This window comes from Citrobacter sp. Cf132, assembly GCF_030333885.1.
In the GTDB taxonomy this organism is placed as follows: Bacteria; Pseudomonadota; Gammaproteobacteria; order Enterobacterales; family Enterobacteriaceae; genus Citrobacter; species Citrobacter freundii.
The window spans coordinates 101,310-113,863 of the sequence record NZ_JAOWFA010000040.1 but is presented as its reverse complement, the minus strand read 5'-3'; the positions used below and the strand labels follow the sequence as shown (position 1 = coordinate 113,863).

General features: G+C 50.4%; 11 protein-coding genes. 4 read left to right on the top strand and 7 right to left on the bottom strand.

The genetic code is table 11. The annotated features are described in order from the left end of the window. Positions 1 to 98 precede the first annotated feature (98 nt). The 3 genes from zntB (at position 99) to dbpA (ending at position 2,927) form a co-directional block, all read left to right on the top strand. Complete coding sequence (gene zntB / locus OGV85_RS05405; RefSeq protein ID WP_032949381.1) at positions 99 to 1,082, top strand: zinc transporter ZntB; 984 nt, start codon at positions 99 to 101, stop codon at positions 1,080 to 1,082. A 275-nt stretch (positions 1,083 to 1,357) separates the two neighbouring features. Next, complete coding sequence (gene ynaL, locus OGV85_RS05400; protein ID WP_100280126.1) at positions 1,358 to 1,525, top strand: proline-rich small protein YnaL; 168 nt, start codon at positions 1,358 to 1,360, stop codon at positions 1,523 to 1,525. A 28-nt stretch (positions 1,526 to 1,553) separates the two neighbouring features. Then, complete coding sequence (gene dbpA, locus OGV85_RS05395) at positions 1,554 to 2,927, top strand: ATP-dependent RNA helicase DbpA (protein WP_003843930.1); 1,374 nt, start codon at positions 1,554 to 1,556, stop codon at positions 2,925 to 2,927. A 93-nt stretch (positions 2,928 to 3,020) separates the two neighbouring features. Here dbpA and ttcA read toward each other — a convergent pair whose 3' ends face one another. The 5 genes from ttcA to nifJ all read right to left on the bottom strand — a co-directional run bounded on the left by ttcA (position 3,021) and on the right by nifJ (position 10,035). After that, complete coding sequence (ttcA, locus tag OGV85_RS05390; RefSeq protein WP_003833209.1) at positions 3,021 to 3,956, bottom strand: tRNA 2-thiocytidine(32) synthetase TtcA; 936 nt, start codon at positions 3,954 to 3,956, stop codon at positions 3,021 to 3,023. 198 nt (positions 3,957 to 4,154) lie between these two features. Continuing rightward, positions 4,155 to 4,589 carry a universal stress protein UspF gene (gene uspF / locus OGV85_RS05385; RefSeq protein ID WP_003020369.1) on the bottom strand — a complete coding sequence of 145 codons (435 nt, stop codon included), beginning with the start codon at positions 4,587 to 4,589 and terminating at the stop codon, positions 4,155 to 4,157. Positions 4,590 to 4,670: 81 nt separating this feature from the next. Further along, positions 4,671 to 4,883 carry a KTSC domain-containing protein gene (locus OGV85_RS05380; protein ID WP_003020366.1) on the bottom strand — a complete coding sequence of 71 codons (213 nt, stop codon included), beginning with the start codon at positions 4,881 to 4,883 and terminating at the stop codon, positions 4,671 to 4,673. 146 nt (positions 4,884 to 5,029) lie between these two features. After that, a complete protein-coding gene (gene ompC / locus OGV85_RS05375; RefSeq protein WP_061547978.1) occupies positions 5,030 to 6,145 on the bottom strand; it encodes a porin OmpC in 1,116 nt (371 codons plus the stop codon). Positions 6,146 to 6,510: 365 nt separating this feature from the next. Next, positions 6,511 to 10,035 carry a pyruvate:ferredoxin (flavodoxin) oxidoreductase gene (nifJ, locus tag OGV85_RS05370; protein ID WP_048217803.1) on the bottom strand — a complete coding sequence of 1,175 codons (3,525 nt, stop codon included), beginning with the start codon at positions 10,033 to 10,035 and terminating at the stop codon, positions 6,511 to 6,513. 274 nt (positions 10,036 to 10,309) lie between these two features. On the opposite strand from nifJ, the gene OGV85_RS05365 reads away from it, so the two are divergent. Continuing rightward, the gene (locus OGV85_RS05365; RefSeq protein ID WP_032949375.1) at positions 10,310 to 10,576 is read left to right on the top strand and encodes a putative hemolysin; all 267 of its coding nucleotides are present in this window, start codon (positions 10,310 to 10,312) and stop codon (positions 10,574 to 10,576) included. A 13-nt stretch (positions 10,577 to 10,589) separates the two neighbouring features. Here OGV85_RS05365 and hslJ read toward each other — a convergent pair whose 3' ends face one another. Beyond that, positions 10,590 to 11,009, bottom strand: coding sequence for a heat shock protein HslJ (gene hslJ, locus OGV85_RS05360; protein ID WP_003840829.1), 420 nt, complete (start codon positions 11,007 to 11,009; stop codon positions 10,590 to 10,592). A 112-nt stretch (positions 11,010 to 11,121) separates the two neighbouring features. Beyond that, positions 11,122 to 12,111 (bottom strand): 2-hydroxyacid dehydrogenase, encoded by a 990-nt coding sequence (locus OGV85_RS05355; RefSeq protein WP_003020354.1) that lies wholly within the window; start codon positions 12,109 to 12,111, stop codon positions 11,122 to 11,124. Positions 12,112 to 12,554 lie beyond the last annotated feature (443 nt).

The window sequence follows — 12,554 nt, the reverse complement described above, 5'->3', positions numbered from 1 at the left end:
TTTTATGAGTCATTTCAGCACAATGGGACAATGAGATATTGCTTAACATATTCTGACGGCTAGACTAACGAAAAAAGCTGAATGTTTGTGGAGGCGCTGTGGAAGCCATTAAGGGAACGGATGTTAATGTGCCGGATGCCGTGTTTGCCTGGCTGTTGGATGGGCGTGGTGGGGTGAAACCACTGGAAGATAACGATGTTATCGACACTCAGCATCCCTGCTGGCTGCATCTTAATTATACTCATCCTGAAAGTGCGCAATGGCTGGTGACAACGCCCTTACTCCCCAATAACGTGCGTGATGCGCTGGCGGGTGAAAGCACGCGCCCGCGTGTCAGCAGGGTAGGAGAAGGTACGTTAATTACGCTGCGCTGTATCAACGGCAGCACCGACGAGCGGCCTGACCAACTGGTAGCGATGCGTTTATATATGGATGAACGTCTGATTGTCTCAACGCGTCAGCGCAAAGTGCTGGCACTGGATGACGTGGTCAGCGACCTCCAGGAAGGTACAGGGCCGGTTGATTGTGGCGGTTGGCTGGTGGATGTTTGTGATGCGCTGACCGATCATGCCAGCGAATTTATCGAACAGTTGCACGACAAAATTATCGATCTGGAAGATAACCTGCTCGATCAGCAGATCCCGCCGCGTGGCTTCCTGGCATTACTGCGTAAGCAGTTAATTGTGATGCGCCGTTATATGGCGCCACAGCGTGATGTCTATGCCCGCCTGGCGAGCGAACGGTTGTCCTGGATGACTGACGACCATCGGCGACGGATGCAGGATATCGCTGACAGGTTGGGGAGAGGACTGGATGAAATCGATGCCTGTATTGCCAGGACCGGTATCATGGCGGATGAAATTGCGCAGGTGATGCAGGAGTCTCTGGCTCGCCGAACGTATACAATGTCATTGATGGCAATGGTTTTTCTTCCCAGCACATTCTTAACCGGGCTTTTCGGCGTTAATCTCGGCGGTATCCCTGGCGGTGGTTGGCAGTTCGGTTTCTCACTTTTTTGTATTCTGTTAGTGGTCCTGATTGGTGGTGTTACTTTATGGTTGCATCGTAGTAAATGGTTGTAACAACAACGTTTTTTAGTGACTTTTGCGCATGAAAACGTCCTGAATTTTGAGCGAGGTCAATAAACCATCTACCTATTCGGGGCAATATCTCTCTCGCAGGTGAATGCAACGTCAAGCGATGGGCGTTGCGCTCCATATTGTCTTACTTCCTTTTTTGAATTACTGCATAGCACAATTGATTCGTACGACGCCGACTTAGATTAGTCGGCTTTTTTTTGCCTGCAGGAAATCAGCGTCTACCCTAAAAGAGTCAACCTGAATGACTGGAGGAGTATATGACCTGTCTGATTGCAACTGCGCACACGGATTCGCTCCCGACTGACCCGGTTCCCATTCCAGATCCCATTCCTCATCCGCAGCCAATGCCGGATCCGCCGCCGGATGAAGAACCTATTAAATTGTCGCATCGTAGGCGTAGATCTGCGAGGATACGCGCCTGCTGAATGTGAGTTTTTACCGCGAGATTAAATTGTGACCGCTTTTTCAACCCTGAATGTTTTACCTGCTGCTCAACTCGAGAACCTTAACGAGCTGGGTTATCTTGAAATGACGCCTGTTCAGGCTGCTGCATTACCGGCAATCCTGGCGGGTAAAGATGTTCGCGTGCAGGCTAAAACCGGCAGTGGCAAAACGGCTGCTTTTGGTCTTGGGCTATTACAGCATATTGATGCCGCGCTGTTTCAGACGCAGTCTCTGGTGCTGTGCCCAACCCGAGAGCTTGCCGACCAGGTGGCGGGTGAACTGCGTCGTTTAGCGCGCTTTCTGCCAAACACCAAGATCTTAACGCTGTGCGGTGGGCAGCCCTTTGGCGCACAGCGTGACTCTCTGCAGCATGCGCCTCATATTATTGTCGCCACGCCGGGGCGTTTACTCGACCACCTGCAAAAAGGCACCGTTTCTCTGGAAGCCCTGAATACGCTGGTTATGGATGAAGCCGACCGCATGCTGGATATGGGCTTTAGCGATGCAATTGATGATGTCATTCGCTTTGCACCAGCTTCTCGCCAGACCTTGCTGTTTTCTGCGACCTGGCCGGAAGCCATTGCCGCTATCAGTGGACGGGTGCAACAAAATCCATTAACCATTGAAATTGATACGGTCGATGCGTTACCGGCGATTGAACAGCAGTTTTTCGAAACCTCCAGCCACGGAAAAATTCCGCTGCTGCAAAAATTGCTCAGCCAGCATCAGCCTGCTTCATGCGTCGTTTTTTGCAACACCAAAAAAGACTGTCAGGCCGTGTGTGACGCATTGAATGCGGCGGGGCAAAGCGCACTTTCACTGCATGGCGATCTTGAACAGCGCGATCGCGACCAGACGCTGGTGCGTTTTGCCAACGGCAGCGCACGCGTTCTGGTTGCCACCGATGTGGCCGCACGTGGCTTGGATATTAAATCACTCGAACTGGTAGTTAACTTCGAACTGGCGTGGGATCCGGAGGTTCATGTCCATCGTATCGGACGTACCGCGCGAGCCGGTAACAGCGGTCTGGCGATTAGTTTCTGTGCGCCGGAAGAAGCACAGCGTGCCAATATTCTTTCTGAAATGCTGCAATTGAAGCTGAACTGGCTGCCAGCGCCAGCTAACGTGTCAATCCTGCCGCTGGAAGCAGAGATGGCGACATTATGCATTGATGGTGGCAAAAAGGCTAAAATGCGTCCTGGTGATGTTCTGGGGGCTCTGACCGGTGATATTGGCCTGGATGGCGCCGATATCGGCAAAATTGCCGTTCATCCAGCACACGTCTATGTCGCCGTTCGCCAGAACATAGCGCACAAGGCGTGGAAACAATTGCAAAACGGTAAGATTAAAGGCAAGACTTGCCGAGTTCGTTTATTGAAATAAATACCCATTGGAGTGCCTGATGGCGCTCCGCTTATCAGGCCTACAACGGGTATATGCTCGTTGTAGGCCTGATAGGGCGTTTACATAATCGACTTACTTCACTTCCACCACGTTCAGGCGTAACTCATCCAGTTGAGCATCATCTTCTTCTGGCTGCCAGCCCGCAGGCTGTAGCGGGATCTCTTCACGATCGAACGCTAAATCACCGCCGTCCACAACCTCTGAACCGTGCTTAATGCCTTTAAAATCGAACAGATTGATATCGCTCAGATGTGAAGGCACAACGTTCTGCATCGCACTGAACATGGTTTCAATCCGACCTGGATAGCGTTTGTCCCAGTCACGCAGCATGTCAGCAATGACCTGACGCTGCAGGTTAGGCTGTGAGCCGCACAGATTGCACGGAATAATCGGGAAACCTTTCGCTTCGGAGAAGCGCTCGATATCTTTCTCACGGCAGTAAGCTAGCGGGCGGATCACGATGTGCTTACCGTCATCACTCATCAGCTTCGGTGGCATACCTTTCATTTTTCCGCCGTAGAACATGTTTAAAAACAGCGTTTGCAGGATGTCGTCGCGATGGTGGCCGAGCGCAATCTTGGTGGCACCTAACTCGGTTGCCGTACGGTACAGAATACCGCGACGCAGGCGAGAGCAGAGCGAGCAGGTCGTTTTGCCTTCAGGGATTTTGTCTTTGACGATCCCGTAAGTGTTTTCTTCGACAATCTTGTACTCAACGCCCAGCTGTTCCAGATACTCCGGCAGAATGTGTTCTGGGAAGCCGGGTTGTTTTTGATCGAGGTTAACCGCAACCAAGGAAAAACTGATCGGGGCGCTTTGCTGCAAATTACGCAGGATCTCCAGCATGGTATAGCTGTCTTTCCCGCCGGAAAGACACACCATAATGCGATCGCCGTCTTCGATCATATTGAAGTCGGCAATGGCTTCGCCCACGTTACGACGCAGACGTTTTTGCAATTTGTTCAGGTTGTATTGTTCTTTCTTGCTAATATCTTGATTTTGCGACATTTAATGGAGGCTCAATTCATAGTGTGGCATCAGAAGAGTATGCATCACGCCGGATAGTCCGGCAAAAGAAGTCTGATATAAAAACTGTGGCGTGTATGGTACGGATAAGCGGGAAAAATGTCAGCACATTTAGGACAAGAATCGTGGGGTATAAGTGGTAGAAACAAAAAGCCCGCAGCGATGTGCGGGCCTGAAAGCTTAGCGGACTACCAGTACCGAACACTCCGCATGACGCACTACTGCTGCGGCGTTAGAGCCCAGCAGGTAGGTGGTGATGTCAGGTCGGTGTGAGGCAATAATGACCATATCAGCCGGTAATTTTTTGGCGATCTCCAGAATCTTATCTTTCGGCGCACCTTCTGCGACATGAATGTGCACTCTGTCCGTTGGGATATTGAACTTCTTGATAATCTCTTCCAGTTGAGATTTTGCTTCGGCTTTCAGATCGTCCATGGCCGGTAACTCTGCCGAGTAGGCCAGTCCCAGAGAAGCGTAATAGGGCAGTGACGGAATTACGGTCAGAAAATGGACCTGCGCATCGTCAATTTTGGCCTCTGCTTCAACATGGGCAATAACGCGTTGAGTTAATTCTGAGTCTGAAATATCGATGGGTACAAGAATCGTTCTGTTCATAAAACCTCCTGTTTAAGTATCCACCTAAAGCTTACCGCGTAATGGCACTTTATGTACAATGACAAAGATCACATTTTGGCATCACTTTATTTTGATTTCAGGAAACTTTCCTTTTATTACGCCGTCGTAAAATCGACCTTTCGAGACCACGCTCAGGAAATCACGAAAAATACGGGCAGGGACAGGCTGATATTGCAGGGTAGCCAATTGGTGAAAGCGAATTTCCAGCGTGTGAGAGGATTCGTCATAGCCGACGGATGCAATACGGGATGATTTTACAGGATGATGATTCATTGCAGGTATCCTCTACTACAGGTCTTAATGCAAGATATCATCTATCAAAGGCGTGTTTTAATACAATAGATATAATATTTCGATCTGGATAAAACAGATTGGTTATCAAAGAAAGGATAGCCCGCTGTTGCCAGCGGGCTGACGGATTAGAACTGGTAAACCAGACCTAATGCAACTACGTCATCAGTAGAGATGTTGTTACGAGTGTAGAAGCTGTCGTCTTCGTCCAGCAGGTTGATTTTGTAATCAACATAGGTGGACATGTTTTTGTTGAAGTAGTAGGTAGCGCCGATATCAGCATATTTAACCAGGTCTTTGTCACCGTCGGTAGCGTTCAGATCTTTACCTTTAGACATCAGGAAAGACACAGCCGGACGCAGACCGAAGTCGAACTGGTACTGTGCAGTGACTTCGAAGTTCTGAGTTTTGTTCGCCACGCCGCTGTCGCCGTACGGAGTCATGTTACGGGTTTCGGAGTACATGGTTGCCAGGTAGATGTTGTTTGCATCGTATTTCAGGCCGGTAGTCCATGCGTCTGCTTTATCGCCTCCTGCATTATAGGAATTGATCTGCTCGTTTGTACGGTCAGAAGAGGTATAACCAGCACCGAAGCTTACGCCCATGCCCAGATCATAGGTAGAGGAAATACCGAAACCGTCACCATTGTCGTAGCGTGCATCACCACCATTGCGGTTATTAGTACCTACGTTATCATCGTTAAGGCTTTGGTTTTCGTTTTTACCTTGATACTGCAGCGCAAAGTTCAGACCGTTCACCAGACCGAAGAAATCAGTGTTGCGGTAAGTTGCTACGCCGTTAGCACGACCGGTCATGAAATTGTCTGCCTGGGTATAAGAGTCACCACCGAATTCTGGCAGCATATCGGTCCAGCCTTCTACGTCATACAGTACGCCGTAGTTACGACCGTAGTCGAATGAACCGTAGTCGCCGAATTTCAGACCAGCAAACGCCAGACGGGTGAAGCTGTTGCCTTTGTCGCTTTCAGTGCTGTTGGCGTTTACCTGGTATTCCCACTGGCCATAACCAACCAATTGATCGTTGATCTGAGTTTCACCTTTGAAGCCCATACGCATATAGGTCTGATCACCATCTTTAGAAGAGTCATCAGAGAAATAATGCAGGCCGTCTACTTTACCGTAGAGATCTAATTTGTTGCCGTCTTTATTATAAACTTCAGCAGCGTGAGCAGCGCCTGCAGCCAGCAGGGCAGGAATTACGAGAGCCAGTACTTTTCTGTTCATTGAAATAATCCTTTAGTTTTTTTATTAACCTGTGACTACCCATGTAGGGAGTAAAAGCATGCTAAAGGAGAAGTTCCGTAAAGAGATAAATATGAATTGTTACGCCTTAAGTAAAACCTTAAATAAATAATTCTACGGAAATGATGATAATTGCGATGAATGTGTTGCGTGAAAATATATAAAATAAAAATTATACAATTGAATTTTGTTGGGCTATTCTGCGCGTGTTATATGCCTTTATTGTCACGTTTTATTTTTCGTTGGTATATTGATGGTAATTATTAATTCGCCAGCGAATAAATTGACAAGCCCGAACAACTGTTCGGGCTTTTTTTTGGTTCCAGGCAAATACTGAGATAAATGTATTACTCGGCACCGCTCTTTTCTGCTTTACCTGCCAGTTGGGCCAGGAAGTCGTAGCGTTTTTGCAGATCGGCGGCGGCGTCTTTCCACAGCTGCTCAGCAACTTCTGGCTGTTGGGCATTCAGGCGGCGGAAGCGCTGCTCGTTAAGCAATGTTTCGGCCAGCGCGTCTGACGGTGGGCGAGAGTCCAGCGCCAGCGGCAATTTACCTTCATCTGCACGACGCGGATCAAAGCGGTACAGCGGCCAGAATCCGGTCGCCGTCAGCTGGCGCATCTGATCGTGGCTTAGCGCGAGATCGTAACCGTGCTCCTCACATGGGCTATAGGCGATAATCAGCGACGGACCCGGATAGGCTTCTGCTTCCTGAATCGCTTTCACCGTCTGGTTCAACTGTGCGCCTAGAGAGATCTGTGCAACATACACGTGCCCGTACATCATCATACTGACGCCAAGATCTTTACGCGCCTTGCGCTTGCCGTGTTCGCCAAATTTGGTGACAGCCCCGAGCGGCGTGGCTTTCGACGCTTGTCCACCCGTGTTGGAGTAACATTGAGTATCCAGCACCAGAATATTGACGTTCTCGGTCAGGCTCAGGACGTGATCCAGACCGCCAAAACCAATATCGTAAGCCCAGCCGTCGCCGCCAATCAGCCAGATGGATTTCTCGACCAGCGCGTCGGCATCGGTTAACAGCTGCTGTGCGCCTTCGACATCTTTCAGGTGCTGGCGCAGCGCGGCAACTTGTTCACGGCGTACTTCTGGCGTCGCTTCAGCGTGCAGGGCGTCATTCAGTTCAGCCGGAATGTTATCGGCAAACTGTTCCAATAAACGCATAACGCGCACACGGTGCTGATCCACCGTCAGACGGAAGCCCAGCCCGAACTCGGCGTTATCCTCAAACAGTGAGTTTGCCCACGCTGGCCCACGACCGTTGGCGTCGGTGGTATACGGTGTTGAGGGCAGGTTACCGCCATAAATCGATGAACAGCCAGTCGCATTGGCGATCAGCATGCGGTCGCCGTACAGCTGCGTAAGCAGTTTGATATACGGCGTTTCACCACAGCCCGAGCAGGCGCCGGAATATTCAAACAGCGGCGTTATCAACTGCGAGGTACGAATATCAATGCGTTCCAGTTTAGTGCGGTCTATTTCCGGCAGATTGAGGAAGAAGTCATAGTTAACTTTTTCTTCTTCAACATGCTCAAGGCGCGACATCATATTGATGGCCTTGATCTCCGGGTTCTGCCTGTCTTTCGCCGGACACACTTCGACGCACAGATTACAACCGGTGCAATCCTCAGGCGCAACCTGCAGGACATATTTCTGACCGCGCATATCGCGTGATTTCACATCCAGAGAATGCAGGCTGGCAGGGGCGTTTTCCATCGCTTCTGGTGAAACCACTTTGGCGCGGATTGCCGAGTGCGGGCAAGCGGCAACGCAGTGGTTACACTGGGTACACAGCTCTTCCTTCCAGATGGGGATCTCTTCGGCGATATTGCGTTTTTCCCAACGCGTGGTGCCCATTGGCCAGGTGCCGTCTGGCGGCAGCGCGGATACGGGAAGAGCATCACCCAGACCGGCGAGCATTGCCGCGGTAACGGTTTTCACGAAATCCGGCGCGGCATCAGAAACCACCGGTGGGCGGTTAGCGCTGTGCGGGTCAACTGGCTGGAGTGCCACTTCGGCGACGGATTCACGCGCCAGAGCCAGCGCCTGCCAGTTACGTTCAACCAGATCCTGACCTTTACTGCTATAGCTTTTCGCAATCGCACCCTGCAATTCAACCATCGCGCTGTCGCCGGGTAAGATTTGCGTCAAATGGAAGAATGCCATTTGCATAACGGTGTTAATACGCGCTGCCAGACCGCATTCGCGAGCGATTTTGGCCGCATTAATCACGTAGAAACGGGCCTTCTTCTGATTCAGTACTGCCTGAACTTCCTGTGGCAAACGCGCCCAGACTTCATCCACGTTGTAAGGCGTATTAAGCAGGAAGATCCCGCCTGGTTTCAGGCGCTCGGCCATCTGATACTTATCGATAAATTGCAACTGGTGACAGCCAACAAAATCGGCTTGTGAAACCAGATACGCTGATCGAATAGGCTGCTCGCTGACGCGCAGGTGAGAAACCGTCAGACCGCCTGCTTTTTTTGAGTCATACACGAAATAACCCTGCGCATACCACGGTGTCGAGTTACCGATAATCTTGATATTATTTTTGGTGGCCGACACGCTGCCGTCACTGCCCAGACCGTAGAACAGCGCTTCGAGCTTCGCGGTACCGGGCAGGGTGTTTTCCGGTAGCGGTAGTGACAGGTTGGTGACATCATCATAGATACCAACCGTAAAGCGAGGTTTCGGCTTCGCGCTACTCAGCTCAGTAAAGACCGCCATGACGCAGTCCGGGCCAAACTCTTTGGAAGAAAGGCCATAACGCCCGCCAATTACGCGTGGTAGGGTTTCCCGCTCGCCGCAGTTAAAGGCTTCCGCCAGCGCGGTCATTACATCCAGATACAGCGGTTCTGCCTGGGCACCCGGCTCTTTAGTGCGATCCAGAACGGCGATGCTGCGTACGGTTTCCGGCAGGGCGCGCAGTAAATGTTTGGCAGAGAATGGGCGGAATAGCCGAACTTTCAGGACGCCAACTTTCTCTCCACGAGCAAGTAACTCTTCGACGACTTCTTCGCAGGTACCAATTGCAGAACCCATCAAGATAATGACACGTTCCGCCTGTGGATGACCGTAATACTCAAAGGGTTGATACTGGCGGCCCGTCGCCGCGGCGAAGTCGTTCATCGCCTGTTCGACGTTTTCGTAAACCGCGTTGTACCAGGGGTTTGTCGCTTCACGCGACTGGAAGTAGGTATCCGGGTTCGCAGATGTCCCGCGAATAACGGGATGTTCAGGGTTCAGCGCGCGGGCACGATGCGCATCAATTTCAGCTTGCGGCATCAGGCTGAGGATCGTGTCATCGGCCAGCGGCACAATTTTATTGATTTCATGCGATGTGCGGAAACCATCAAAGAAATGAATAAACGGAACCCGACTTTTCAGAGTGGCCATTTGTGAAATGAGCGCAAAGTCCTGTGCTTCCTGCACGCTGCTGGCACACAGCATCGCGCACCCTGTCTGGCGCACTGCCATTACGTCGGAATGGTCACCGAAGATAGACAGCGCATGAGTAGCAATGGTACGCGCGGCAACGTGCAGCACAAATGGCGTCAACTGACCGGCCAGTTTGTACAGCGTTGGGATCATCAGCAACAGGCCCTGCGATGAGGTAAACGACGTAGAGAGCGCACCGGTCTGCAATGCACCGTGAACGGTCGCGATTGCGCCGCCTTCTGACTGCATTTCTACGACGCGAGGGGTATCTCCCCAGACGTTTTTAAGCCCGTTTCCGGCCCAGGCATCTGCCTGTTCAGCCATCGTCGAACTGGGCGTAATTGGGTAGATGGCGATAACTTCGCTGGTACGAAATGCGACTGAAGCAACCGCACCATTACCGTCAATTGTGATCATACTGACACCCTTACATTGCGCAAAAAGAGGGACCCGCGTAACCGCGGCGAATCCTGTAGTTATCTTTCTATTTTAGCAAAAGTGCTAAAGACAGATTTTCGCTTTTGTGTCCTGGGAATAATCAGAATGAATGGTTTGATCAAAGGAGTAGCCAAAAAATTGCCAGAAAATGTAAACAGCACGCATAAATGCGCATTTTGCCTCTCGACGGCAGTGTTTCCGCTGCCTATTATTTATGGCTGTGTCGTTTGGTTAATATTCAGAGGGGAGTAAGATGCGCGCAGCGTTTTGGGTAGGGTGTGCCGCGTTTTTATTATCGGCGTGCAGCAGTGAACCTGTTCAGCAGGCAACCGCCGCTCATGTCGCACCGGGGATGAAGGCCGCAATGTCCAGTTCTGGAGAGGCAAATTGCGCCATGATTGGAGGTTCGCTCTCCGTGGCACGCCAACTGGATGGTTCTGCCATCGGCATGTGTGCATTACCTAACGGCAAACGCTGTAGTGAGCAGTCGCTTGCCGCCGGAAGCTGTGGGAATTATTGAGCCACTGCTTTTACTACATTAAATCTGCCAGTTTAAACGTCAACGTTTGTTCTGCCGTAGCCAGTGTTAGCTGGTCAGCAGTCAGATCAACCTGTGCGCCTTGCTTAAACATCTCGCTGACGATGCCGTCGAGCGCGTTAAGCTGTGGATCGGCGCACATCATGCGCGTCATTGCCATGTCTTTCACTTTTAATTCACCGTCGGACAGCTTGCCCTGACCATGGAACTGATTACACATTTTTCCCGACACTGTCATATTTTCACCGAAACTTAATTCAGGTGGGTTATTGGCGACGGTTACCGGCTTGCCATTGACGCTCTGCAAAACGAAGCGGTGATGCTGCAACTGTTCGCGATTGACGGACACTTTTCCATTGCTCACACAGCCAGCCATCAGCATGCTGAGCGCAATCAACGTGACAACTTTCTTCATTCTATTTCTCTGGGTTTGTGACGGGAATACATTCAATATAATAATGATACTGAGTGTTTTATCATCGGTGATTGTCTGAAAATGCTCCCCTGAATCCAGGGGAGCACGGAAATCAGAAGAGGGCGTTTGGACAGGTTTCGCCTTTGGAGATTTGTGCCAGATTCTGTAGCGTAGTCTCAGAAATGCTGGTTAACGCTTCGGCGGTCAGGAACGCCTGATGCCCGGTAAACAGCACGTTATGACAGGCCGACAGGCGACGGAACACATCATCCTGAATCACGTCATTGGATTTATCTTCAAAGAACAGATCGCGTTCGTTTTCATACACGTCCATACCCAGAGAACCAATTTTCTGGTTTTTCAGCGCATCGATAGCGGCTTGCGAATCGATCAACGCCCCACGACTGGTGTTAATAACCATCACGCCGTTTTTCATTTGCTCAAAGGCTTCGTGATTGAGCAGATGATAATTCTCCGGTGTTAACGGGCAGTGCAGAGAGATGACATCGGACTCGGCAAATAGCGTTTTAAGATCGACATATTCAACGCCTAACTCCAGCGCAGCAGCACTTGGGTAGGGATCAAACGCCAGCAGGCGCATACCAAAACCTTTCAGGATCCGCAGGGCCGCAATACCGATTTTACCGGTACCGATCACCCCAGCCGTTTTGCCATACATGGTAAAGCCGGTCAGCCCTTCAAGAGAGAAGTTGGCATCACGGGTACGCTGATAAGCGCGGTGAATGCGGCGATTCAGCGTCATCATCATGCCAATTGCATGCTCAGCGACGGCTTCCGGTGAATAGGCTGGCACACGTACGACCTGCATACCCAGCTCTTTTGCAGCGTCGAGATCGACGTTGTTGAACCCGGCGCAACGTAGCGCGATATATTTCACGCCATGCTTTTTCAGCTCTTCCAGAACAGGGCGGCTACCATCGTCGTTGACGAAAATGCACACAGCTTCGCAGCCATGGGCGGTTTTGGCTGTTTTTTCCGTCAACAGAAAGTCAAAGAATTCAAGTTCAAAACCAAAAGCCTCGTTAACCTGCTGCAGGTACTTCTTGTCGTACTGTTTTGTACTATAGATGGCGAGTTTCATAAGACTTTCTCCAGTGATTTTGACGTCACATTAATCCAATTCAAATTATTTTACAAAATATAAAAAGTTATTGATAGTCATGGACGTAATGAATAATTCCAACGTATATCTGGTTAGTGTGGGCAGATTACGCGTTTTCAACAACTGGATAATTTTCATTCAGCTCATGCCGGTAAAGACAACGTGGTTAAAAAGCCAGCCGAATCACATCCTGACAGCTACGCTTATACAGGTAGCAAATATCGGGAGGAGTCATGTTAACTCACTCTGAAGCAAAACGATGGGCCACCTTAATGCTGAAGGCGGCATTATGCGATGGTATGAAACCTGATGAGATTTCCCGGCAGGTACATCTGGTCTGCGATCATCATGGTAGGGAGTGCCTCGAAGAACTCATTGAAGAAATTCTGATAGAAGCAGGTCGTATAGGACCTAAACATAGC

Coding starts and splice junctions, on each gene's coding strand:
- ynaL (WP_100280126.1), top strand. CDS start 1,358: ATGACCTGTCTGATTGCAACTGCGCACACGGATTCGCTCCCGACTGAC.
- ttcA (WP_003833209.1), bottom strand. CDS start 3,956: ATGTCGCAAAATCAAGATATTAGCAAGAAAGAACAATACAACCTGAAC.
- uspF (WP_003020369.1), bottom strand. CDS start 4,589: ATGAACAGAACGATTCTTGTACCCATCGATATTTCAGACTCAGAATTA.
- OGV85_RS05380 (WP_003020366.1), bottom strand. CDS start 4,883: ATGAATCATCATCCTGTAAAATCATCCCGTATTGCATCCGTCGGCTAT.
- ompC (WP_061547978.1), bottom strand. CDS start 6,145: ATGAACAGAAAAGTACTGGCTCTCGTAATTCCTGCCCTGCTGGCTGCA.
- nifJ (WP_048217803.1), bottom strand. CDS start 10,035: ATGATCACAATTGACGGTAATGGTGCGGTTGCTTCAGTCGCATTTCGT.
- OGV85_RS05365 (WP_032949375.1), top strand. CDS start 10,310: ATGCGCGCAGCGTTTTGGGTAGGGTGTGCCGCGTTTTTATTATCGGCG.
- hslJ (WP_003840829.1), bottom strand. CDS start 11,009: ATGAAGAAAGTTGTCACGTTGATTGCGCTCAGCATGCTGATGGCTGGC.
- OGV85_RS05355 (WP_003020354.1), bottom strand. CDS start 12,111: ATGAAACTCGCCATCTATAGTACAAAACAGTACGACAAGAAGTACCTG.